Genomic DNA, 22,675 nt, shown 5'->3' with positions numbered 1-22,675 from the left:
GACCAAGTGTCACAGAGCTCCCCGCACCATCGGGCGGACTCTCCGCTTCGCTAATTGATTCGGTCAAAATAATAGAAAAGGAGGACGCCGGTCCATGAACACAGCGCAGCAGATCCTGGTAGTGGATGACGATGCGGACATCCGGGAAGTTCTCCGCATTCAGTTGGAAAACAACGGCTATTCCGTATCCGAAGCAATGAATGGAAAGGACGCGGTGGCAGCCGTTACTGGAAATCCTGATATTGACCTTATTATTCTGGACATTATGATGCCCGGCTTATCGGGGATCGATGCCTGTACCCGGATCCGGAAAATATCTTCTGCACCGGTATTGTTTTTAACAGCAAAATCAAAAGAAAGCGACAAAACAGCTGCCTATGAAAACGGCGGTGATGATTATCTTGTAAAGCCATTTTCACAGGCCGAGCTTCTCATGAAAGTCCGCTCCCTTTTAAGAAGATATGTCGTTTACAAAGGGAAGGCAGAACCTGCTTCAGATCTTTCAGAAATCCGTCTTCAGGATATCCGGATCGACACCGCAGGCCGTTTTGTTTTCCGGGAAAATCAAAAAATCGAGCTTACGGATACGGAGTTCCAGGTTCTAATGTATCTGGTGAAGAACAGGGGCAAAGTAAAAGATGCCCAGGCAATCTATGAGGGCGTATGGAATGATAAATTCCTGCCTTCTTCCACCAATACGGTCATGGTCCATATTTTAAAACTCAGGAAAAAACTGGAGCTGGATTTCAACAATCCTGCCATCATACGAACCATCTGGGGAAAGGGCTATCAGATCGATGAAGCATAAATGGATCTCATCTTTACGGTATAAACAGATATTTGTCTTGATCTTTGGGGCAGTCATCAGCTTTGGAATGTACTTTGCCGCCCAGGCTTTCGGAGATTATCTGGTATCCAGAAACCACATGAATGAAGATGCCGCATGGAAACGGCTGACCAACTATCAAAACTCTTTTGAAAATTACATCAATAAATACCAGATATCCGTAAAAAACGTAAGATCCATTTCCAAATGGGTGAAAAACCATAAATACGTTTACGTGACCATATTTAACGGCAATGAGATCATTTACGAATCCGGCTTCTGGAACGATGCCTACGCCTCCTATGAAACCGCCGCCTCTATTGGGGAAACCGGCAAGCAGGCCATACGGGATATTACATTCAGCGACGGCACCTATTCCGTGTCCATCATCGATTCATCGGAAATAAAATGGTATAACCTGGTGTCCTATGTTTCATGGGGAGTTTTTTTCCTGTTTCTGTTTGTGATCCTGATCGCCTATAACCACCGGATCATTGCCAGGATCATGCTTCTTTCAAAAGAGGTGTCCCTCATTGAAAAAGGGGATTTGGAACAGCCGATTTATTATAAAGGAAATGATGAAATTGCCCTGCTGGCAAAAAATGCGGATAACATGAGAAATTCCATCATTACCAGATATAAAAGCGAAAAGGAAGCCTGGGAAGCTAACAGTGAACTGATCACTTCCATGTCCCATGACATACGGACGCCCCTTACTTCCCTTATCGGCTACCTGGAAATACTGGACTCAAAAAGCTGCCATTCAGAGGAACAGCTTGATAAGTACATCAAAAGCTGCAAGGAAAAGTCCCTTCAGCTAAAAGATTTATCTGACCGGCTGTTCCAATATTTTCTTGTATTCGGCAAGGAGCAGATTTTGATGCAGATGGAGACCTTCGATGCAAAGATCCTGCTCCAGCAGCTTTTTATGGAACACGTATTTGACCTTGGCAACCTGGGGTTTGACGTAAAGACAGAATTTGTGGAGCAGTCATGCAGCATAACTGCTGACCTCCAATATTTAAGGAGACTGTTTGATAATCTGTTTTCCAATGTAAAAAAATACGCCGGCAAGGATGAGCCGGTCATTGTCAAAAGCCAGGCAGACAGCAGCAACCTGGTAATCATCATTTCCAATGAGATCCGCAAGGACAGCGAGTTTTTGGAAAGCACCAACATTGGACTCAAAACCTGTCAGAAAATCGTAGAACAAATGAGCGGTACCTTTGAAATGCGAAAAACCCGGACAAATTTCAACGTCCGTGTAACGTTTCCAATGGAATCTGCCAGAGAGGAATAAGAACCTATGAGAAACGTATTAGAGTATCTGGAACATTCCGCAAGCCTGTACCCTGAGAAAATTGCTGCGGAAGATCAGATAACATGCTGCTCTTACCAGGAACTGTTGTCAAATGCCAAACGGATCGGCAGCTTTCTTGCCGATTTTGAATTACCGGGAAGCCCTGTCGCCGTCTTCATGGATAAGAGCGTGGAGGCCTTAACAGCATTCATGGGAATCGTATATGCCGGCTGCTTTTATGTCCTCATCAACCCGGAACAGCCGGCCGCACGCATACGGCAGATTCTAAAAGTCCTTAAGGCAGGCTCCGTCATCACCCTGGGTGATTCCAGTGCGCTGCCGGAAGACGTTGGATTTAACGGGAATCTGTTTGATTACCAGACAGCTGTAAAAAGCGGAATAAAGGAAGAAACCTTGCAGCTCATCCGTCAGCGGTCCTTAGATATCGACCCTTTGTACTGCAACTTTACTTCCGGTTCAACGGGAGCTCCAAAAGGAGTATTGGTCAGCCACCGGTCGGTCATTGACTTTATGGAATATTTTCCTTCCATGTTCGGCATCGTGGCGGAAGACATGATAGGAAACCAGGCGCCCTTTGACTTTGATGTGTCTGTAAAGGATATTTACTCCGCCCTTAAGGTGGGGGCAACTATGGTCATCATCCCAAAGAGGCTGTTCTCCATTCCCGCAGAGCTGCTGGATTTTCTGTGTGAACGCAGGGTAACCACCTTAATCTGGGCTGTTTCTGCCCTGTGCCTGATCACCCAGTTAAAGGGATTTACCTATAAAGTTCCTTCCAGGGTCAATAAGGTTTTATTCAGCGGCGAGGCAATGCCTGTGAAGTTTTTAACGATCTGGCAGAAATACCTTCCAAACGCAAGCTATGTAAACCTGTACGGCCCAACGGAAATCACATGCAACTGCACCTACTACCCTGTAAACCGGGAATTTAAAGCTCATGAGACGCTGCCCATTGGAAAACCGTTTCCCAATGAAAAGGTCTTTCTGCTGGATCCGGATGATAAGCCGGTCACGGAAAAATGCCGGAGCGGGGAACTTTGCGTATCAGGAACGGCTTTGGCCCTTGGGTATTATAACAATCCGGAACAGACAAAACGGGCCTTTGTGCAAAATCCCCTTAACACCCGTTACTTAGAGACCATTTACCGGACCGGTGATCTGGCTTTCTATGATGAGAACGGGGAGCTTTGCTTTGCCGGGCGTAAGGATTTTCAGATCAAACACATGGGCCACCGAATAGAGCTGGAAGAGATCGAAGCCGCCTTAAACAGCTGCCCCCTCATTGAACGGGCATGCTGCGTCTTTGATGAGGAAAAAAACCGGATCCTTGCTTTTTACGTAGGTGATATGAAAGAAAAGGAAATTTCAGTTGAAATGAGGAAATCCCTTCCGGTTTACATGATTCCCTCCGTTTTCTGCCCTCTCCGTTCATTGCCGGTCACTGCAAACGGAAAAATGGACAGAAAAAAATTATTGGAGATGGAGAAAGGAAAACAGCCATGAATGAGACGAAATTTGAATATGCCCTTCATGAGTACACTACTCCCTTCTACATTTTTGATACGGATATCCTGGCAATGCAGGTCAGGAAAATCCGGGATGTCCTGGGACCTGAAACTGAATTATGCTATGCCATGAAAGCCAATCCATTTGTCATTAAGGAGCTGGAAGAGCTGGTGGATTCCTTTGAGGTCTGCTCTCCCGGGGAATTATCCATCTGTGAAAGAGCCGGTATTAACATGGGGAAGGCCGTCATGTCCGGCGTACATAAAAAGCCTGATGATTTGAAATATGCCCTGGAACGGTATGGAGATAAGATCATTTATACAGCGGAATCCCTCTCCCACTGGCAGATGCTTGCCGCCTTAACAGAGCGCCTTCATATACCGGCCCGGGTTCTTCTCCGCCTGACTTCCGGCAACCAGTTCGGCATGGATGGAAGCCTGATCCGGCAGATCATCGCAGGGGGCCCCCATCAATTCATGACCATTGAAGGAATTCAGTACTTTTCCGGCACCCAAAAAAAATCCTTAACAAAGCTGGAAAATGAGCTGAAGATGCTGGATCAGTTTTGCAGGGAATTAAGCCAGCAGTATGGCTTTGCAGTAAAAAAGCTGGAATATGGTCCAGGACTTCCCATCTGCTATTTCGAAGAAGAGAAAAATATGGAGGCTGAAATGTTAAACGGCCTTGCAGAATTTCTCAAAAACCTTACCTTTGGGGGAAGGGTCGCATTGGAGATGGGAAGATTTATTGCCGCCCACTGCGGTTCTTATGTGACCAGGGTGGCGGATATAAAAACAAACAAGGGCGAGCCTTACTGCATTGTTGACGGCGGAATCCACCAGCTTAATTATTACGGGCAGATGCTGGCCATGAAAAAGCCGCCCATCCTTCCTTTTCATCAACGGAATGGGGAGAAAAAGAAATGGACGGTCTGCGGCTCCCTTTGTACGGCCGGTGATGTGCTGGTTAAGCAGCACCCCTTTCAAGACCTTTCAGTTGGTGATCCGCTTATTTTCCAAAAGACCGGTGCTTATTCAGTAACAGAGGGAATGTCCTTATTTTTAAGCAGAGATTTACCCCTGGTCCTTCTCTATTCTGAAAAAGAGCGGTTCCGCATTGCAAGACCCCGTTTTCAAACGGATGCTTTCAATTATTTCCAATCATAAAGGAGACTAAAATCATGGAACAATTATTAGAAATTTTAAATGGAATCAATCCGGGCATTGACTATGAAACAGAGACAGGACTTATTGACGGCGCCCTTTTTGATTCCTTCTCCATTCTCTCTCTCATTCCTGAATTAGAGGATGCCTTTGGCATCAATATCACTCCCATGGATATGGTACCCGCTAATTTTAATTCTGCCAAAGCACTATGGAGGATGATCAACCGGTTAAAAGAGGAATAGGCCATGGCTTATAACTCACTCCTGTACCTTTTTATCTTTTTGCCCGTTGTATTGCTGGCTTATCACCTTACGCCCCGGCACTGCCGCTATAGAATCCTGCTGTGTGCCAGTTATGTTTTCTTCCTCTCCTTCAGCGGAAGACTTCTGGCGTACCTGATTTTTTCCACTCTTTCCATTCATCACATGGGCTTATGGCTTGCTTCCTGTAAAAGAGGCTATTTATCTGTGGAGTATGCCCCTGAGGATAAAAAGGCCCGAAAGACTGCTTATGAAGGCAAGCGCCGCAGAATCTTGTGGTTTGGGATTGGATTGCAGCTTAGCATTTTACTGGTTTTAAAATACTCCGGCTTCTTTTTTGAAAACTTTAATGTTTTACTAAAGGCAATTTCATTTCCAAGGCTTCTGCCTTCCATGAAATTCGCCCTGCCCATTGGTATTTCCTTTTATACCCTGCAGGCGATTTCGTATCTGATCGATGTTTATTATGAAAAAATAGAGGCTGATGACAATCTAAGCAGACTGGCTCTGTACCTTTCTTTTTTTCCTTCCCTCCTGGAAGGCCCTGTCTGCCGCTACTCTCAGACTGCCCAGGCTCTGTATCAGGGGAGGCCCCTGGAATATAAGAACGTCACTTACGGCCTTCAGCGGATGATGTGGGGATTATTTAAAAAGCTTGTTATTGCCGACCGCCTGAACCTGCTTGTGGAAACCATCTTTGACACTCCCAACCATTACGGCGGAATCATCGTTATCGCAGGAGCCGTATTATATACCTTTCAGCTGTATGCGGATTTTTCAGGTTGTATTGATATGACCATCGGAACCGGAGAAATGTTTGGAATAACCATTCCCGAGAACTTTTGCCAGCCCTTTTTCTCCAAAACTGCGTCGGAATTCTGGAGACGGTGGCATATCACTCTTGGTGCCTGGTTAAAGGATTATATCTTTTATCCCATATCCTTAACCAGATTCGTTAAGAATCTGGGAAAGAGCTCCCGGGCTAAATTGGGAAAGCATATGGGGCAGGTCATTTCCTCTTCTGCCGCACTGTTTGGCGTTTGGATCTTAAACGGACTATGGCACGGAACAGGCTGGAACTATATTTTCTTTGGAATGTATTATTTTGTTCTCATTCTATTGGGGAATCTGATGGAACCGGAGATACAAAGGATCACCGGGGCTTTAAGGGTCCACCGGTCCGGCACTTTGTACCGGGGCTTTCAGACAATAAAGCTGCTTTTGATCGTGTTTACTGGAGAGCTTTTCTTCCGGGCAAACAGCCTGACTTCAGGCATGGATATGTTCCGGTCCATTTTTACCGGCTTTCACTGGTCCGCGGTAACAGACGGTTCCCTGCTTAAGCTTGGGCTGACCCTGCCGGATTTTCTTGCCGTATTCTTTGGCTTTATTGCGGTATATGCGGTGGGCGTGATCCATGAAAAGGGAATCTCCATCCGTGACAGGATTTCCGGCTGGAACAGGGCTGCCCGCTGGAGCTTTCTTTACGCCGCCATCCTCCTTATCATCGTGCTGGGAGCATACGGCGACGGATATGTACCTGCAAAGCTTATTTATGCCGGATTTTAAGAGGTGATGTGATGAAAAGCAAAAACAGGATAAAATCAATTTCATTTTTAACCGGACTTCTTATTTTACTGTACATTGCCTCCTACTTGCTTATTCCCTATAATAACATGGGAGACAGTTTATATAAAAAAGCAAACGGCATTCTAAAGGAGCCAAAAGATACCATAGACTATGTGTCCATAGGGGACAGCGAATGCAGTGCCAGCATTTCACCCATGGAGATCTGGAATGCTTACGGCTACTCCGGATATAACTGCGGCGTCCCAAGCCAGCAGCTGCAGGATACATACTATTTACTGGAACACCTTCTTAAAAACCAGCACCCAAAAGTTGTTTTCCTGGAAACCAATGCATTTTACCGGGATTTCAAATACATCAACACCCTTGAAACCTCCATTGAGGAAGCGGTTAAAAAAATATTTCCCATTTACAAATATCACGACAACTGGAAATATTTTCATTTTTACATGCTGAAGGCCATAGGACATAAGGCAAAACAGGCGCCGGCTACGGTTTATAAGGGATATCAATACAGCGCAATCGTAAAGCCTTACAAAAGCGGGCCTTATGTCACGGAAACAGACGATGTTTATGTGATCGATGACCAGCCCTTATTGTACTTAAATAAAATCGCAGGCTTGTGTAGGGATAAAGATATCCTGCTGATCCTGTACAGCGCTCCATCGCCAAAGTGCTGGTCCTACTCCAAGCACAATGCGGCAGCGGCCTTTGCCAATGAAAACCATTTAACTTATATTGACCTGAATTTAGATATTGATACCCTGGGCATTGACTGGGCAAATGACTCCCGGGATGACGGGGATCACTTAAATTACTTTGGAGCCAAAAAGGTGTCAGACTATATGGGAAAATATTTGCTGGAACACATGAGCCTGACCGACCACCGGAAGGATGAGAGGTTTGATGGCTGGAACAGGGAACTGAAAAATTATCTTAAGCTCACGGAACAAAATTAACACTCAGAGCATTGGCCGGCCGGGTAATATGCCGGCCCAATGCTCTTTTGATATTCTCAGGCCATCACAACTCAGCCCTCCTATTTTTGTATGTAATAGGACATGAAATCCGCCAGCTGATCACATGCCATCTTAAGCTGGCTCAGTTCCGGAAGGTAAACCACCCGGAAATGATCCGGTTTTTCCCAGTGGAACCCGCCTCCATGGGTCAATAAGATCTTCTTATCCTTTAAAAAGTCAAGGACAAACTTTTCATCATCATAAATGTTGAATTTACCGGTATTGATTTTAGGGAACATATAAAAGGCTGCTTTTGGCTTTATCACAGAAATCCCTGGGATGGCATTTAAGGCCTCATAGGTGTATTCTCTCTGCTCGTAGATTCTCCCGCCTGGCACCAGCAGCTCTTTTGTTTCCTCTTCCATTTCCAGGGCAGCTTCGATCACGGACTGGGCAGGAACATTGGAGCAGAGCCTCATGGAAGATAATAAATTAATCCCTTCCACATAGCCTTTTGCAAAGGACTTATCCCCGCAAAGGCTCATCCAGCCGCAGCGGTATCCTGCAATCAAATGGGATTTGGATAGACCGTTAAAGGTAATGGTCAAAAGGTCCGGGGCCAGGGAGGCGATGGACACATGCTCCAGGCCGTCTAAAACCAGCCTGTCATAAATTTCATCTGCAAAGATGATCAGGCCATGCTTCCGGCAGACCTCCACAATTTCTTCAAGGACTTCCTTCGGATACAATGTGCCCGTAGGATTGTTGGGATTGATGATGACAAGTCCCTTGGTTCTGCTTGTGATTTTACTTTTTATATCCTCAATATCCGGATACCATTCCGCTGCTTCATCACAGGTGTAGTGGACAGCGGTTCCCCCTGAAAGGGTCACCGAAGCGGTCCATAAAGGATAATCCGGCGAAGGGACCAGGATCTCGTCCCCGCAGTTTAACAGTCCCTGCATGCATAAGGTGATCAGCTCACTTACGCCGTTTCCGGTGTATACATCATCCAATGTTACCTGTTCGATCCCTTTTTTCTTACAGTATTTTACGATGGCCCTTCTGGCCGAAAGCAGCCCTTTGGAATCAGAATAGCCTTCCGTATGGCACAGGTTTTCATTCATCTGCTTAAGCAGCTCCTCCGGCGCCCGGAAGCCAAAGGGGGCCGGGTTCCCGATATTTAACTTTAATATATCAATTCCCTGTTCCATCATCCGGTTGGCTTCATCCATGACCGGACCTCTGATATCATAGCACACATGATCCAGCTTACTGGATTTTTCAAAACTCCTCATCAATGCTCTCCTTCTTTCTAAGTAATTTAATAGGGGAAGGTAATAAAAAAACGCCCTAAACGTCGAAACGTTTAGGGCGAATGTACAATCCGTGTTACCACCTAAATTCAGAGAAATCTCTGCACTCTCTACGATACCAGCATATCGTGTCCCTGTAACGTGGGAATACGTTGAAGCCTACTAAACCATCTTCCCTGGATCAGGGAAAAAAATGTTATTCGGTTCAAAGCTCCGAGACTGCTTCGATATACTAAAATAAAGATTCTCACCAACCATCTTCTCTCTGAAATTTATTGTATATGTACTACTTCTCTTCATTGCCTTTTCACTATTTCCGCAATAATAACACAGGAAGGGGGAATTGTCAATTGTGAAAAATGCTTTTTATCTGTGAATCAGTTTCCCTCAAATTCCCGCATCCGCCGGAAATACAATTCCTCCCTTACGCCTTGCAATCGTCTGGATCTCGCTTACCAACAGCGTGTGGTCTAAAAGCTCATAGCATTTTTCTAAATCATTGCCGCAGATCATGTCCTGATATTCCAGGAATTCATTCATCATGCGGTGATCGCAGTTGTTCTCGTTTATAAAAAATTTTGTATCATCGTTCATAATTACTTCAAAGTTATCGCAGATGCTGGCAGGTGTATCCTGATGGATAACTCCTTTATCTCCCTGGATGTTGTTTGCTATGGGAGCCTTGCAGTCCTTTGCTCCGATACAGGTGCATTTAAAGGTTCCGTAATCCAATATCAATATTCCGGAAGTGTCGATTCCCCTTTCCACATTTGGAAAGTATTCCACCTTTAAGGGCCTGCCGAACAATCCTGCAACGTAGTGGATGTTATAAATATTAATGTCCATGAGGGCACCGCCGGAACACTTAGGATCAAAAGCAGGCAAAATGCGGCCTTCTTTAAAGCTGTCGTATCTTCTGGAATACTGGGAGTAATTGCATTGTACGATCTTTATGTTTCCCAGGGACGGCAGCAGTTCTTTTATTTTTTTGTAATTGGGCAGATGCAGGGTTGTGACCGCCTCAATCAAAAACAGCTTCCTTTCCCTGGCGAGCCCGCTCAGCACCAAAGCCTCCTCATAGGTTGTGGTAAAGGGCTTTTCAACGATCACATGCTTGCCCGCCTCCAATGCCTCTTTTGCAAACTGGAAATGCAGATGATTGGGCAGGGCCACATAAACCGTGTCCAAATCTCCGTTTAAAAATTCCTGGAAATCCGTAAAAATATGTTTTATGTGGTACTTATCTGCAAGCTCCTTACCCACATCTTCACTTCTTTTTGTACAGCAGATGGCAGTTACCTCTGTTTTAACCAAATGCTGAACCATGGGCAGAAACTCCCCCACGATCAATCCTGATCCGACAATACCTAATTTCATACTTATCACCTCTTGAGTACAATTCATGTTCCATTTCCATAGGGAATGAGCATAAAACTCCTCCCTTTAAACGACCTTCCTCAATTCTCCTGTTACAGAATCTATCACCAATCCGTATACCATGATCTCCTCCGGGACAAAGGGATGGCTGCGTATCAGCTCTACGGATTTTTTAATGGATAAATCCAGATCCATAAAGCCTCCCAGCCATGAATCAAAGTCAATGCCATAGTATTTTACCAGGTCAATGCTCTTTTGATCAATTCCCCGCTGTTTCATCTTTTCAATGATCTTCTTGCTGTCAGTGTATCTGGCCCCGCAATCGGTGTGACCGATCACAAAGATCTCCTTCACATCCAGCTCGTAGATCCCGATCAACAGGCTTCTCATTGCGCTTCCAAAAGGATGGGAAATGATTCCACCTGCGTTTTTGATGATTTTTGCATCACCGTTTTTAAGCCCCAGAGCTGACGGCAGCAGTTCCGTTAATCTTGTATCCATACAGGTTACAATGGCAACCTTTTTATCCGGATACTTATCGGTAATATATTTTACATACCCGTCGTTTTCAACAAACTCTTTATTATACTTCAGTATTTCATCAATCATCCTTTATTCTTCTTCCGTTGTTTATTAACCCTGCCGTTTAAAACAGCTTTAAATAATTCCCATATCCTTCCTTCTCCATCTGTTCCTTTGGAATGAACCTTAAAGAAGCGCTGTTGATGCAATAACGTAGTCCTCCCCTGTCTATGGGACCATCCTCAAACACATGGCCCAAATGAGCGTCTCCCAGCCTGCTTCTTACTTCCGTACGGATCCTTCCAAAGCTGCGGTCTTCTAAATTCTCGATAGACTCCAAATCAATGGGCTTGGAAAAGCTTGGCCAGCCGCAGCCAGACTCGAATTTATCGGTTGACATAAAAAGCGGTTCCCCTGTTGTAATATCCACATAAATACCCTCTTCAAATTGATCAAAATACTCATTTTGAAAAGGAGGCTCGGTTGCGCTGTTCTGGGTTACTTCAAACTGGATATCAGTCAGGTCTTCTTTCAATTCACCTCTAGTTTTTTTTACAAATTTCCTGCTTTTATCCTCTGCCGTCTTAGCCTTTTCAAATTTATCAGCACCGATATGGCAATAGCCGCCCGGATTTTTGTCTAAATATTTCTGATGGTATTCTTCTGCTCTGTAATAGCAGGAAAGAGACTTTACTTCAATTGCTATCTTTTCTTCATATTTTTTCTGAAGTTCGTTTATAGAATCCCGGATCACCGGCTCATCCTTGTTTTCGGTGAAATAGATCCCGGTCCTGTACTGGGAACCGATATCGCCGCCCTGGCGGTTTACGCTTACAGGATTGATCACGTCATAATAAAGCTGCAGAATATACGGCAGCCCTATCACGGTGTCATCATACTCCACCTTCACCGTTTCCGCGTGCCCTGTATCATAGCTGCACACTTCCTTGTAAGTAGGATTTTCGGTATTGCCATTGGCATATCCCACCTCTGTAAACAGAACGCCCGGAATATTTTCCAAGTACTTTTCTGTTCCCCAAAAGCAGCCGCCTGCCAAATAAATTTCTTTCTTCATAGGAATCACCTCTCTTGAAAATAAAATAAAATCACCTGATATCGTATTCTTTCATCAGATTCACCGCTGACTTTACGATCTGTGCCGTCATGCCCCATATGATCCAGTTCTCATATTTGTAAAACAAGACGTCATAAGTTCCTTTTGCCCAAGGGTATTTTACCCCTCCCGGAATCCATTCATACGGAAAGTCTTCCGGAGGTTCTGAAATCAGCTTGCTCACAAATCTCTCAGGCTCCTGGCTGGAAAGGAAATCCAGCGGCACCTTTATGATCTCTTCCACCTCATCCCTGCTGAATGTATCCTGATAGTCATTTATAACGCCGATAAAAGAATGGATCATTAAGTTAAACGGCGATAAGTAAATATCCCCCGGTCCCATCACTTCTATCCGCTCAGGCAGTACATTCAGCTCCTCAGACGTTTCACGCACCGCACATTCTTCCAGGGATTCCCCTTCCTCAAGCTTTCCGCCGGGAAAGCAGACTTCCCCCGGCTGGCGTTTCAGTTGATTGGATCGTTTTTCAAACAGCAGATATGTGATTCCTGAAATGCGGATCAGGGGAATGAGCACCGCATATTGTCTGAATTTTTCTTCTCCGATAATTCCAGGACGCCGGATCGAAAATTGTTCCATCTCCAGAATAATGCCTCCTTCCGCTTTGGGATCCAGCCGGCATAGACCGGTCCCCAAACCATGCAATCAATGCTATATAAATTTTACATCAATTCTCATATAATAACAATCGTTATTCCTACTTATATGGTATATAATCATCCTTTACTTTGTTTAAGCTTAAGCCATAATCTCCTGTATTTACCCGATCTTTAAGGATTTTTACTCATAATTGTGATATAATCTCTTTGAAGCTTTGAATAAAGGAAGAAAACCGGCCACACAAAAGCGGTATAAAATAATATAAACAGGAGAATTCAGCCATGAAACAAAATCAATACGATAACAAAACTTTTTTTGAAAAATACAGTAACATGGACCGTTCCACAAAAGGGCTTGCCGGTGCAGGCGAATGGAAGACCCTTGAAGCAATGCTGCCTGATTTTAAAGATAGAAGGGTGCTGGATTTAGGCTGCGGATTTGGCTGGCACTGCCAATATGCCATAGAACATGGCGCCAAGTCTGTCACAGGCGTTGATATTTCCCAAAATATGCTCTCAGCGGCCAGAGAAAAGACAAGCAATAAAATCTCCTATCACCAAATGCCCATAGAGGATATTTCTTTCGGAGAAAATTCCTTTGATGCCGTCATCAGTTCTCTTGCATTCCATTATATTGAATCCTTTGAAGGAATTGTTGAGAAAGTATCCTCCTGTCTTGTACAGGGAGGAGATTTTATTTTCTCTGCAGAGCATCCGGTTTTTACGGCTTATGGAAGCCAGGAATGGTATTGCGATGAAACCGGAAAGATCCTTCACTTCCCGGTTGACAATTACTTTTTTGAGGGACCAAGACAGGCCAATTTCCTTGGAGAAAAGGTCACCAAATATCATAAGACACTGACAACCTACTTAAATGGTTTGATGCAGGGAGGATTTGAATTGACCGGAGTTGTGGAGCCTCAGCCATCAAAACATCTGCTCGAAACCGTCAAAGGCATGGAAGATGAGCTTCGCAGGCCCATGATGCTGATTATTTCAGCCAGGAAAAAATAAACGGAATGAAGAAGCTGCAAAGGCACCGGGAGAAATCCTGATGCCTTTTTTCCGGCTGAGAACGTCTATAAGGTGCCTTACTGAGTCCCTTCTATATAGAACCGCCAAAGATAGTCCCTGGCTTCTTCCGCATAATCGATCCCTATCCGTTTTGTTGCTATGATTTGAAAGTCCTCACCTGGCCCCTCCTCAATATATACCTGGTCGCCGCATAAGTCTGCGCCGTTAAAGCTTCTGTCCAGGGATAATGCCTTGCACAGCTTTCCAGGCCCGTTTGAGATGCCCTTTCGCTGACTTTTTGACAGTTCCTCATAAGGCTTTCCATATCTTTTTTCCGCCATCTCCCGGATTCCCTCCAAGGGTTCCACACCTCTTATTAAAACCGCCTGGGGAACGCCCTTTTCCCTTGTCACCACATTAAAGCAGAAGTACATCCCATAGATTGGAAATATATAGGCAAAACCAGGATCTCCATACATGACTTCCACCCTTGGAGTCCTCCTCCCGCCGTAGGAATGGGCCGCCTTATCTTCAAGGCCCATATAAGCTTCCGCCTCCACGATCCTGGCTGAGACCCTCTGCCCTTCCCATTGGTGAACAAGTACTTTTCCTAATAACTCCCTGGCAACCAGGATCGAATCCCTGTTGTAAAACTCTCTGTCCAGTTTTTTCATCCCGTCATCCTTTCTCTCGTATTTTGTTAATAGTAAGTGTTTGAAAACAGGGTTTGATCCAGACAATTTGGAATATCCTTGCCAAAAGCAGGATGGACTGCCGTCCAGAGTCACTCTCCTTAAATAAAAATCGTCCCTTTTGAGGACGAATCTGATTTTTGGGCTGAATCATTCCGCCAGATCTTTTAACAAGCTTACCGGCCCACATGACGGGGTGAACCGGTAAGTCCATTTACAGCTTGTATCTATTTTAATGCCGTAAACATCCAGTTGATGCCGTATTTATCCTGTAAGGATCCATGAAGAGCTGCAAAAAATGACGGGGCCAGTTCCATATATATTTCTCCGTCCTGTTTTAAAATACCCCATGCTTTTTTCACCAGCCCAGCATCCTTAGTTGTGATGGATACATACATATTATCACCTTTTATGCTTCGTTCGGAGCTGTCAGCGCACATGATCTCCATACCGTCAAGCTGCACCTTGGCATGTAAAACCAGGTTCTTGTCTTCATCGGGAATAGGGAAAGCAGGATTAGGCGGCATGTCGCTGTATTTTTGCATTTCAATGATTTTCCCGTTAAACGCCTTTTCATAAACCTTAACTGCTTCTTCACAGTTTCTGTTAAACATCAAATAATGACCTAACATGGTAAAACCTCCTGTTCTTATCTGCACGATGTAATGATCAATGATTACCGTTATTTTTAGCTTTCTCCCTCTAAATATACCATGTAAACAGATGATCGCATAGCAAAGATTTCTCAGCGGTTTTCCTTCCGGCTCAGGAGGGAATGCATGATGTTTAAGATATTTTGCTTACTCATGGGTTCGGCATGCCCCATGACGCAAATATCAAAATCAAATCCTTCCACTGCCGTAATCAATGAACGCAGTTTGCTCTTATCTAAAAAGCAGTTATTATAATAATCCACTCCAACCCCATCTCCAATGAACAACACTCTTTCCTCAGGTATGAATACGCAGACACAGTCTTCACTGTGAGGAGATGGCACATGATGCAATTCTGCAAAAACGCCTCCCAGATCAATCTTCATAACATCATTGAAAGAAAGATCAGAAGTCACCACCCGTATTTCCGAAAGCAGCGGATATTCTTTACGGATACACGTATCCGCAAATTCGATCTCAATCTTTTCTTCCAGCCTCTTTTTCATCTCAGAATCCGTCCATTTCCATTCCGCCATTTCTTCTAATTTAGCGTTGGTTTTTTCATGGGCAATGGTGATCCCTGCTGCTGCGTGCAAACCAAAGGTGTGATTCCAATGCCAATGGGTGACCGCAATCATGTCCGGCCTTTTTAAGCCTTCCTTATCCAGAGCTTCATAAAATGATTCCACATGACTTTTGGAATTGCCTGCGTCCACCATAAAAGAATATTTCTGCCCTTTTACATATCCAAGGACCGGCCTGTCGGCCTCTTTATCAAACATGCTGTAATAAATACCATCTGTCAGCTGTCTAAATTCCATATATTAAATCCTCCTGTTCAATCGGATATTCCCAATGACCAAGGGTCACAGCCCACCCAGCAGAGCCTCACCCGCACTATCGGGTGGCCCCCGCTTCACCGGGCATAACCTCTGTGCTATCCTGGTTTTTCCGCTATAAAAGCCGCCACTATGTGACGGCTTAAAAGCATATCATTTACCAGAGGCGCTGTCAATCCTTAATCAGGAAATCCCATTTTTGAAATCTCCTGAAAATTACAATCTCATATCCACATACTGGCCCTTTATCTCTTCTTCAGATAGGTGTATGTACATAGAATCTCCCGCTGTATCTTCCAGGCGGTCTCTCGTATCTCCTTCTTCTGTCCTCTCTTTATTTTCTCCGGATACCTCCAATGTTGTTTCAGCATCAGCAGCCCGTTTCATCATATCAGAAGAAGCATCATTGATGCGTCCGTTGAGCTTTGCAAGTTCAGCCTCCTTTTTTTCTGTGGATCCTCTTCCTCTGTCTGTTTTTATTTCCCTCTCCAATACACCGGCTCTGCCCTCCATCCCTGTTTTCACGGTTTGGACCGTTTTCACCTGCTTCATGGAAGTATCTGCATGGATCAAACCTTTCATGGAAACGGTTTCCATCATACCGGATTCCTGATTCTCCGCATTTTGAGAAACCTCATCCATGCTATTTACTTTAGCAGCTGCCTTTTCCCGTCTTTCCTGCTGGATTTCTATTTTTCTCTGGGCCAGCTGTTTGTTTAAGTCCTGGAGCTGCTGCTGTAAATCCCTTTGCTTGCTCATTTTTTCTTCTGCAGATATCTTTTCATTACCGGAAAGAACCTGTAACTGCTTCTGCACATTTTCAATCTGATCCTGAATTGCTTTCAGACTGGTATCCTGATTTCCGCTGTTCATAATCTGCATCTGACTATAATTAGCTGAATAACCTGACGTACCTGTCACCATCATAACAAAATCCCCCCTATAATCAATTTAGAAATGCTGTTCTTCCATTTTTACAAATGCCTGCCTGAAATCAGACAAACCATTATGATAAACCTAAATTTATAAGTGCTCTTTACAGGATAGCTTTTTTACCTCCAGCTTAAATACACAAACTGCATTGATCATTGCATCACTTTGTCTCTTTATCCAGAAACACCCTGGAACCGGTAGCACCCTTTTGTCCCTGATATTTTCCCTTATAGGGATTTAAAGCAATATCATCCAACTGGGCGAAAACAAGCTGTCCAACTCTGCGGCCTGCCTGCAATTCGATTGCACAGCGATTGGCATTAAATAATTCAAGAGTGATTTCTCCCTCAAACCCAGGATCAACCCAGCCGGCATTCTGGATAAATAAGCCCATTCTTCCAAGTGAGCTTCTGCCCTCAACAAATGCCGTAAGATCATTGGGCATCACAAAATACTCCAATGTGGTGGCAAGGACAAACTGTCCCGGAAGAAGAATGTACTTATCCGTCTGGATTGTTTTATAGCTGATTTCATTTTGCATTGTAATGATTCCATTAGGTGAATCCTCAACAATGCTGAATGTATTTCCAAGGCGGATATCCACGCTTGCAGGCTGTATTTGTTCCTCTTCAATCGGTTCAATAAATAATGTTTTTTCCTTTAACATTTTAAAGATCGTTTTATCTGATAAAATCATAGTAAAATCCTTTCATCCTATCCTATAATAATCCACGGTTAAATCTGCAGCATAGAGTTCTGATCCCGCAGCATTCCGCATTTATCTTCCGGCAGGTATTCAAATTGGTGCCTGTGATACAGTAAGTCAGCAGGGCGGTTGGCTATCAGGCAAATGTAGCTGTCTTCATGGGCGTTTTCTTCAAAGTAACGGTCAATGGCCCTCATAATCTGCTCCGCATAGCCTCTCCGCTGATACTCCTTATCTACCATAATATCACTTACAATATAAGTGATCCCCCCATCTCCCACTACCCTGCCAAACCCGAACAGTTTTTCATTATCATACAGGGATACCGTGAACAGGGAATTCTTCAAGGCAGTCTGACTCCTGTTTAAATCTTTGCTTCCCATTCCGGAACGCAGCCGAAGGCTGACGTAATCCCGGGCCGGCGGAGCTTCATAAACTATGTGTATATCCATATTTTTCCTCCGCAAATTTCGGACTTTATTAAAATAATGCTCATTTTCTTTATTATAATTGTCACGCATATGTTGGCAATCCGATTCGCTGCTCACTTGATTTCGTTAAATTTATCCTTCGCCTGATTCCCGGTCCATATCCAGTTCTGTTTCGAGTTTTATTTCATTTATGGTGTTTAACCAGTTATCCAGAAATTCCAGCGTAATCAATTCCCCGCTATGATAGATTTCGACATCAGCACCTGAATCTATAAGAGAACTTATTAAATTACGAAATATAACTTTTTTATCAATACTCTCCAACTCTTCTAACACATCAAAATAATGCAGATCAAACGATACTGCAAAATTATTATGTATGATATTGTGCTTTATTATATTGATGGGCATCGAAGGGTCAAATTTTCTTATTTGAGAAATATATTGATTGATATTCCCATGATTTTTTATTTTAAGCTGTACGAGATCCATAGAGGTTATCCTTCCAGAGAAAGCCTCGCAGCCTTTTCGGCGTGGATTTGTGCGGTATCAAAAACAGGTAATTCTGTATCCTTTTGCTGTATCAGCAGACCGATTTCCGTACAGCCGAGAATCACTCCCTGTGCGCCTTGTTCTGCAAGACCATGAATAATCCTGCAATATTCTTCCTTAGACGTTTGGGAAATAACGCCCAAACACAATTCATGATAGATCACATCGTTAACAATTTCAATCTCCTGTTCATCCGGAATTAAGACCGTAATTCCTGCATCCACTAACTTTTCCTTATAAAAATCCTGAGTCATGGTATATTTTGTTCCCAGCAATGCGACCTTTGTAATGTTATGACGCTTTAATTCCTCTGCCGTTGCCTCAGCGATATGGACAAGGGGAATGCCGATGCTCTTCCGGATTTGCGGAACTACCTTGTGCATGGTATTTGTACAGATCACAATAAAGTCTGCCCCCGCTTTTTCGAGATTTTTAGCTGCCCTTGATAAAATATCAGCGCTTTTATCCCAGTCTCCATCTGCCTGGCACTTCTCGATTTCAGCAAAATCCACGCTGTACAACAAAACCTTTGCAGAATGCAAGCCGCCCATTTCCTTTTTCACTGTTTCATTTGCGATTTTATAATATGTAACTGTACTTTCCCAACTCATTCCGCCTATCAATCCTATGGTTTTCATTTTCATTTCCCCTCCTGATTCTTATTTGCTGATATTATAACACAATTATTTTCCCTCGTCTTTAGCGGAATCCGATTGCAGACAAAACCAATCCATGAATTTATTTTTTTAAGATACTATTGACTATCCCCTTGGGTGTTGGATTATAATGTTCCTAGGTGATGAATATGTTAATCAATGAAACAAGCAAAACAACCAATTTGACAAAAAAAGCAATTGAATACTACACAGATCAGAAATTGATCGTTCCTTCTGTTTTAGAAAACGGGTATCGTGATTTCAGTGAAAGCGATGTGGAGTGCTTAAAGAAAATATCAGTCCTACGCAAACTTGGAATCAGCACGGAAGAAATCAAAGCAATACTTGTCGATGAAACAGGTGAACTGCTGCAAAACCTTTCGGTTCAGAAAGAACTGGCAGCCCAAAAAGAGCAGAAAAAGAAAGGAATCCTTGACCGCCTTTCCCGGGATAAAAGCTATACTGACGCAGCCAGGGAACTGGAAGCCCTTGAACAGACTGCAACAATCGCGGAACGGCTGCTGAATGCATTTCCCGGGTATTACGGCAGGTTTATCTGCCTGCATTTTGCCCGATTTTTAAATGAACCGGTTAAAACAAGTGACCAGCGCCTGGCATACCGGAAAATCATGGAATTCCTGGACAATATGCCGGCCCTGAGTGTTACGCAGGATCTGCAGGACTATTTAACAGAATGTACACAGCATATCAGTACTCAGAATATTGCTGAAATGATGGAAAACACAAAGAAGTCCATTGAAAATCCGGATCAATTCCTGTCAGAGAATAAGGAATATCTGGAAAGATATCTGGAATTTAAACAGTCAGAAGAATATAAGAATTCCCCGGCATTTAAAATTCAAAACCAACTTAAAGAATTTAACACTACAAGCGGCTACTATGATGTTTTTATTCCTTCCATGAAACGTCTGAGCGCTTCATATGAGGAATATTGCCGGCAAATGGAAAACGCCAATAAAAAACTAATTGAACGGTATCCTGAAATTGCTGGACTATATGACTGAACCAAGGAGTCCCTATCCCCGTTTTTTATATTGTCCATGGCAAAAGGCATACGTTGTGGGTGAGGACTTACTTGTGTCAGAAGGGGCAAGCCCTTTCTGACAAGCTGCTCCAGTCATAATCCAGGCTTCTTTTAAGAAAACCTATTATTTCTTTGAACTTCTCATCGCTTTTTTATGGGCAATGCCCGGGTCAGCCTTTAACCTGGAATATTCTTCTGAATCCACGCCATAAATGGCCATTCTCGAATTTTGGTCAAAATGGATTCCCCAGCCATATTTCTTCGGCAGATTGGAAGAACGCATACATGCCTGTCCCTTGGAAAACAATCGCTCCCTTTCCATCTCTCTTTGATCGTCAGGAATCTCATTCCTCATAACCTGCAGCTCTAAGATCAGTTCGTCTGAGGTGAATCTATAGGGATATTCCTTTAACAATTCATATTGCATTCTCGGTATGGACTTCTTTTCTTCTTTAAGAGGAGGTTCTATCCCACTCTCTGCCCTGGAATCATCTGAAACCTCAATAAATGTGTTTGTATAATCAGTCGTGTGTGCCATAAATTAATCTCCATATCTGCTTGAGAAACAGTTTTCAGCGATTTACCACCCGGTTCCTTGACCCTTGTCCAATTTGTTACCGCATTTTCAAATACCTGATCAACATCCGCCCTCAGCATATCGGGGGAAGATAAAAGAATCGTGCTTGGTCTGGTGTCCCCGGCTTGTATCCTCTGTAATTAATTTACACAATAAATGTTAAAATTACAAATAAGAAATCAATAATTACAATATATTCCCATATCCTCCAACATACTGTCATACCGATTTATCCCCCATGCCTCCCCATTTTGTTATATTCAGAGAAAAGCTTCAATATATTACTACTGTAATAAAATTACGAGGTATAATCAATGGCTGTCCCATTAAATCAGGTAACCAACCCCACGGATGAACAACGGCGAGAAATGACCAGGAATGCATTGGAAACAGAAGGCCGTCCGGAAGATTACGAATATATTGCCAACTTACTGAGTCCTCCCCCGGATATTACAAATTACGCAGCTCCCGGAGAACTGAAGGGAATGAGGATCGGCGTCATCGGCGGCGGTCTGGCCGGTTTATCCGCAGCGTTTGAGCTTCGCAAGCTGGGAGCCGATATTAAAATTCTGGAGGCCAATGAAAATAGAATCGGAGGAAGAGTTTATACCTATTACTTTGATCCGGAAGGTAAATACTACAATGAATTCGGCGCTCACAGAATTCCGGTGACCCATGAAACCACCTGGCATTATATCAATCTGTTTGGCCTTAACACCCGTCCTTTATCAGTCATAAGACGCAACAACTTTTTATACGTACATAATATTCGTTTGAGAACATCAGATTCCATTGAGAAGATCCTTTATCCCTTCTACGATCTGACGCCCCAGGAACAAAGTACTCCTTGGGCGGAACTTGATGATTATGCCTTTCTCTATCTCATGAACCAGCTTCCCCCTGATGTCCGGTCAGAGCTGATACAAATTTTACCGGAGTACTCCCCGGAATACATTCCTCTTATGACCCATTCTGTCCGTCAGACTCTGGAAAACCTGGGATTAAGCCAGGGGGCCATCAGCCTGATCTCAGGAGTGGATCCTGGAACCGGTTCTTTGCTCAATGCCAGTTATGACGAGATCACCCATGAGGAATATACTCTCGATTACCGAAATACCTATACCATCCAGGGCGGGATCGTAAATCTGCCATACGCCTTTATCCAATCCCTTCTCGCAGACGATCCGCCCCAGTACCAGAACATCCTGTCTTCCCAGCTTGGCACGGTCACTTATGAGCCCGGTCAGACGGTTACCGGCATTTACCAGTCGCCAAACCCCGATCAAATAATCCTGACCTACCGCAATGTGAGTGATTTCAAAAGAGCTGCCGAAGTTTTCGACTACGTTGTATGTGCCATCCCTTACTCCACTCTGAGGGAGGTTGAAATCAAGCCATATTTCAGCAATCCAAAGATGCAGGCAATCCTGGAGTTTAACTATGTCAATTCCCAGAAAACACTTTTCATGTGCAACCAGCGTTTTTGGGAGCAAGATGCCGATTATGGGCGGATGGTGGGAGGATTTTCCCAGACAGACTTACCGATCCAGTCCATCTTCTATCCGGGAGATCATAATCTTTGCCCCAATGCTTCCGACTGCTCCCCCTATGAACCCGGAGTTCTGGTAGCTTCCTATAATTATCATTTGAATTCAACGAGAGTGGGGAATATGGAGGAAACGCTCCGGTATGATCTGGTAAAGGAGAGTGTGGAAGATGTCCACGGATTGCCAAGAGGATTTTTAGATACCATTGTGGAAGACCATAAGACCGTGGTATGGGATAACCAGCCCAATAACCGGGGCGCTTTTGCTATGGCTCTGCCAGGTCAGAAAAAGTTATTTGCCTATGAAATGCTGCAGCCGGAATTTAATCAGCGGATCTACTTTGCCGGTGAACACGTATCCACAAAACATGGCTGGATGCAGGGGGCATTGTATACGGGAATGGCTGCTGCCAACCAGCTGGCCCTTCATTTTCATAATCGTTTTTATTAAACCATGAC

24 protein-coding genes and 1 other annotated feature are annotated in these 22,675 nt (G+C 43.9%); of the genes, 10 read left to right on the top strand and 14 right to left on the bottom strand.

The window, feature by feature from the left end:
* The first annotated feature begins 94 nt into the window (after positions 1-94).
* Genes K401_RS0119535 through K401_RS0119505 form a run of 7 tightly spaced genes read left to right on the top strand, consistent with a single transcriptional unit; the run spans position 95 to position 7,625 of the window.
* Entirely contained in the window at positions 95-808 is a 714-nt protein-coding gene (locus K401_RS0119535) for a response regulator transcription factor (RefSeq protein ID WP_024294537.1), read from the top strand.
* The gene (locus K401_RS0119530; RefSeq protein WP_024294536.1) at positions 798-2,126 is read left to right on the top strand and encodes a HAMP domain-containing sensor histidine kinase; all 1,329 of its coding nucleotides are present in this window, start codon (positions 798-800) and stop codon (positions 2,124-2,126) included. The genes K401_RS0119535 and K401_RS0119530 overlap by 11 nt, the downstream gene beginning before the upstream one ends.
* A 6-nt stretch (positions 2,127-2,132) precedes the next feature.
* A complete protein-coding gene (locus tag K401_RS0119525; RefSeq protein WP_024294535.1) occupies positions 2,133-3,650 on the top strand; it encodes an amino acid adenylation domain-containing protein in 1,518 nt (505 codons plus the stop codon).
* Entirely contained in the window at positions 3,647-4,819 is a 1,173-nt protein-coding gene (locus tag K401_RS0119520) for a diaminopimelate decarboxylase family protein (protein WP_024294534.1), read from the top strand. Before K401_RS0119525 ends, K401_RS0119520 begins: the two co-directional genes overlap by 4 nt.
* 14 nt (positions 4,820-4,833) lie before the next feature.
* Positions 4,834-5,061, top strand: a complete 228-nt coding sequence (locus tag K401_RS0119515; RefSeq protein ID WP_024294533.1) for an acyl carrier protein — start codon at positions 4,834-4,836, stop codon at positions 5,059-5,061.
* 3 nt (positions 5,062-5,064) lie between these two features.
* Positions 5,065-6,648, top strand: a complete 1,584-nt coding sequence (locus tag K401_RS0119510) for an MBOAT family O-acyltransferase (RefSeq protein ID WP_024294532.1) — start codon at positions 5,065-5,067, stop codon at positions 6,646-6,648.
* Positions 6,649-6,659: 11 nt separating this feature from the next.
* Complete coding sequence (locus K401_RS0119505) at positions 6,660-7,625, top strand: hypothetical protein (protein WP_024294531.1); 966 nt, start codon at positions 6,660-6,662, stop codon at positions 7,623-7,625.
* A gap of 80 nt (positions 7,626-7,705) precedes the next feature.
* Here K401_RS0119505 and K401_RS0119500 read toward each other — a convergent pair whose 3' ends face one another.
* The 5 genes from K401_RS0119500 to K401_RS0119480 form a co-directional block, all read right to left on the bottom strand.
* Positions 7,706-8,923, bottom strand: a complete 1,218-nt coding sequence (locus K401_RS0119500; protein WP_024294530.1) for an aminotransferase class I/II-fold pyridoxal phosphate-dependent enzyme — start codon at positions 8,921-8,923, stop codon at positions 7,706-7,708.
* A 69-nt stretch (positions 8,924-8,992) separates the two neighbouring features.
* Positions 8,993-9,250 (bottom strand) — a binding site (T-box leader).
* 78 nt (positions 9,251-9,328) lie between these two features.
* Positions 9,329-10,318: a Gfo/Idh/MocA family protein gene (locus tag K401_RS0119495; RefSeq protein ID WP_024294529.1), complete on the bottom strand. Its 990-nt coding sequence runs from the start codon at positions 10,316-10,318 to the stop codon at positions 9,329-9,331.
* Positions 10,319-10,384: 66 nt separating this feature from the next.
* Positions 10,385-10,927, bottom strand: coding sequence for a beta-class carbonic anhydrase (locus K401_RS0119490; RefSeq protein WP_024294528.1), 543 nt, complete (start codon positions 10,925-10,927; stop codon positions 10,385-10,387).
* Between the two features lie 37 nt (positions 10,928-10,964).
* Positions 10,965-11,915 carry a peptide-methionine (R)-S-oxide reductase MsrB gene (msrB, locus tag K401_RS0119485; protein ID WP_024294527.1) on the bottom strand — a complete coding sequence of 317 codons (951 nt, stop codon included), beginning with the start codon at positions 11,913-11,915 and terminating at the stop codon, positions 10,965-10,967.
* A 31-nt stretch (positions 11,916-11,946) separates the two neighbouring features.
* Positions 11,947-12,552, bottom strand: coding sequence for an NUDIX hydrolase (locus K401_RS0119480; protein ID WP_029695114.1), 606 nt, complete (start codon positions 12,550-12,552; stop codon positions 11,947-11,949).
* Positions 12,553-12,854: 302 nt separating this feature from the next.
* On the opposite strand from K401_RS0119480, the gene K401_RS0119475 reads away from it, so the two are divergent.
* Positions 12,855-13,586 (top strand): class I SAM-dependent methyltransferase, encoded by a 732-nt coding sequence (locus K401_RS0119475; RefSeq protein WP_024294525.1) that lies wholly within the window; start codon positions 12,855-12,857, stop codon positions 13,584-13,586.
* Positions 13,587-13,663: 77 nt separating this feature from the next.
* Here K401_RS0119475 and K401_RS0119470 read toward each other — a convergent pair whose 3' ends face one another.
* From K401_RS0119470 to K401_RS0119430, 8 genes are all read right to left on the bottom strand, one after another.
* Positions 13,664-14,260, bottom strand: coding sequence for a DNA-3-methyladenine glycosylase (locus K401_RS0119470; RefSeq protein ID WP_027352383.1), 597 nt, complete (start codon positions 14,258-14,260; stop codon positions 13,664-13,666).
* A 245-nt stretch (positions 14,261-14,505) separates the two neighbouring features.
* Positions 14,506-14,910, bottom strand: a complete 405-nt coding sequence (locus K401_RS0119460) for a VOC family protein (protein ID WP_024294523.1) — start codon at positions 14,908-14,910, stop codon at positions 14,506-14,508.
* Positions 14,911-15,023: 113 nt separating this feature from the next.
* A complete protein-coding gene (locus K401_RS0119455) occupies positions 15,024-15,752 on the bottom strand; it encodes an MBL fold metallo-hydrolase (RefSeq protein ID WP_024294522.1) in 729 nt (242 codons plus the stop codon).
* Positions 15,753-15,986: 234 nt separating this feature from the next.
* Positions 15,987-16,697 (bottom strand): FlxA-like family protein, encoded by a 711-nt coding sequence (locus tag K401_RS0119450; protein ID WP_024294521.1) that lies wholly within the window; start codon positions 16,695-16,697, stop codon positions 15,987-15,989.
* Between the two features lie 166 nt (positions 16,698-16,863).
* Positions 16,864-17,400 carry a dCTP deaminase gene (dcd, locus tag K401_RS0119445; RefSeq protein ID WP_024294520.1) on the bottom strand — a complete coding sequence of 179 codons (537 nt, stop codon included), beginning with the start codon at positions 17,398-17,400 and terminating at the stop codon, positions 16,864-16,866.
* Between the two features lie 38 nt (positions 17,401-17,438).
* On the bottom strand, positions 17,439-17,861 hold the full coding sequence (locus K401_RS0119440; RefSeq protein ID WP_207641464.1) for a GNAT family N-acetyltransferase: 423 nt from the start codon (positions 17,859-17,861) through the stop codon (positions 17,439-17,441).
* A 111-nt stretch (positions 17,862-17,972) separates the two neighbouring features.
* A complete protein-coding gene (locus tag K401_RS0119435) occupies positions 17,973-18,332 on the bottom strand; it encodes a hypothetical protein (RefSeq protein ID WP_024294518.1) in 360 nt (119 codons plus the stop codon).
* Between the two features lie 5 nt (positions 18,333-18,337).
* Positions 18,338-19,030 carry an aspartate/glutamate racemase family protein gene (locus K401_RS0119430; protein WP_024294517.1) on the bottom strand — a complete coding sequence of 231 codons (693 nt, stop codon included), beginning with the start codon at positions 19,028-19,030 and terminating at the stop codon, positions 18,338-18,340.
* 167 nt (positions 19,031-19,197) lie between these two features.
* On the opposite strand from K401_RS0119430, the gene K401_RS0119425 reads away from it, so the two are divergent.
* Positions 19,198-20,073, top strand: coding sequence for a MerR family transcriptional regulator (locus tag K401_RS0119425; RefSeq protein ID WP_024294516.1), 876 nt, complete (start codon positions 19,198-19,200; stop codon positions 20,071-20,073).
* A gap of 144 nt (positions 20,074-20,217) precedes the next feature.
* On the opposite strand, the gene K401_RS0119420 is transcribed toward K401_RS0119425, so the two are convergent.
* On the bottom strand, positions 20,218-20,631 hold the full coding sequence (locus tag K401_RS0119420; protein WP_024294515.1) for a DUF6157 family protein: 414 nt from the start codon (positions 20,629-20,631) through the stop codon (positions 20,218-20,220).
* A 353-nt stretch (positions 20,632-20,984) separates the two neighbouring features.
* Between K401_RS0119420 and K401_RS0119415 the strand changes: the two genes are divergently transcribed.
* On the top strand, positions 20,985-22,667 hold the full coding sequence (locus tag K401_RS0119415) for a flavin monoamine oxidase family protein (RefSeq protein ID WP_024294514.1): 1,683 nt from the start codon (positions 20,985-20,987) through the stop codon (positions 22,665-22,667).
* The last annotated feature ends 8 nt before the right edge of the window (positions 22,668-22,675 follow it).

Source organism: Lacrimispora indolis DSM 755, from assembly GCF_000526995.1.
In the GTDB taxonomy this organism is placed as follows: domain Bacteria; phylum Bacillota; class Clostridia; order Lachnospirales; family Lachnospiraceae; genus Lacrimispora; species Lacrimispora indolis.
Note: the sequence above shows the minus strand (reverse complement) of the source record. Positions and strands in the feature narration are given on the sequence as shown.

Coding starts and splice junctions, on each gene's coding strand:
- K401_RS0119450 (WP_024294521.1), bottom strand. CDS start 16,697: ATGATGGTGACAGGTACGTCAGGTTATTCAGCTAATTATAGTCAGATG.
- K401_RS0119435 (WP_024294518.1), bottom strand. CDS start 18,332: ATGGATCTCGTACAGCTTAAAATAAAAAATCATGGGAATATCAATCAA.
- K401_RS0119460 (WP_024294523.1), bottom strand. CDS start 14,910: ATGTTAGGTCATTATTTGATGTTTAACAGAAACTGTGAAGAAGCAGTT.
- K401_RS0119530 (WP_024294536.1), top strand. CDS start 798: ATGAAGCATAAATGGATCTCATCTTTACGGTATAAACAGATATTTGTC.
- dcd (WP_024294520.1), bottom strand. CDS start 17,400: ATGATTTTATCAGATAAAACGATCTTTAAAATGTTAAAGGAAAAAACA.
- K401_RS0119420 (WP_024294515.1), bottom strand. CDS start 20,631: ATGGCACACACGACTGATTATACAAACACATTTATTGAGGTTTCAGAT.
- K401_RS0119425 (WP_024294516.1), top strand. CDS start 19,198: ATGTTAATCAATGAAACAAGCAAAACAACCAATTTGACAAAAAAAGCA.
- K401_RS0119505 (WP_024294531.1), top strand. CDS start 6,660: ATGAAAAGCAAAAACAGGATAAAATCAATTTCATTTTTAACCGGACTT.
- K401_RS0119520 (WP_024294534.1), top strand. CDS start 3,647: ATGAATGAGACGAAATTTGAATATGCCCTTCATGAGTACACTACTCCC.
- K401_RS0119455 (WP_024294522.1), bottom strand. CDS start 15,752: ATGGAATTTAGACAGCTGACAGATGGTATTTATTACAGCATGTTTGAT.
- K401_RS0119535 (WP_024294537.1), top strand. CDS start 95: ATGAACACAGCGCAGCAGATCCTGGTAGTGGATGACGATGCGGACATC.
- K401_RS0119490 (WP_024294528.1), bottom strand. CDS start 10,927: ATGATTGATGAAATACTGAAGTATAATAAAGAGTTTGTTGAAAACGAC.
- K401_RS0119500 (WP_024294530.1), bottom strand. CDS start 8,923: ATGAGGAGTTTTGAAAAATCCAGTAAGCTGGATCATGTGTGCTATGAT.
- K401_RS0119415 (WP_024294514.1), top strand. CDS start 20,985: ATGGCTGTCCCATTAAATCAGGTAACCAACCCCACGGATGAACAACGG.
- K401_RS0119510 (WP_024294532.1), top strand. CDS start 5,065: ATGGCTTATAACTCACTCCTGTACCTTTTTATCTTTTTGCCCGTTGTA.
- K401_RS0119430 (WP_024294517.1), bottom strand. CDS start 19,030: ATGAAAACCATAGGATTGATAGGCGGAATGAGTTGGGAAAGTACAGTT.
- K401_RS0119475 (WP_024294525.1), top strand. CDS start 12,855: ATGAAACAAAATCAATACGATAACAAAACTTTTTTTGAAAAATACAGT.
- msrB (WP_024294527.1), bottom strand. CDS start 11,915: ATGAAGAAAGAAATTTATTTGGCAGGCGGCTGCTTTTGGGGAACAGAA.
- K401_RS0119495 (WP_024294529.1), bottom strand. CDS start 10,318: ATGAAATTAGGTATTGTCGGATCAGGATTGATCGTGGGGGAGTTTCTG.
- K401_RS0119440 (WP_207641464.1), bottom strand. CDS start 17,861: ATGGATATACACATAGTTTATGAAGCTCCGCCGGCCCGGGATTACGTC.
- K401_RS0119515 (WP_024294533.1), top strand. CDS start 4,834: ATGGAACAATTATTAGAAATTTTAAATGGAATCAATCCGGGCATTGAC.
- K401_RS0119480 (WP_029695114.1), bottom strand. CDS start 12,552: ATGGAACAATTTTCGATCCGGCGTCCTGGAATTATCGGAGAAGAAAAA.
- K401_RS0119525 (WP_024294535.1), top strand. CDS start 2,133: ATGAGAAACGTATTAGAGTATCTGGAACATTCCGCAAGCCTGTACCCT.
- K401_RS0119470 (WP_027352383.1), bottom strand. CDS start 14,260: ATGAAAAAACTGGACAGAGAGTTTTACAACAGGGATTCGATCCTGGTT.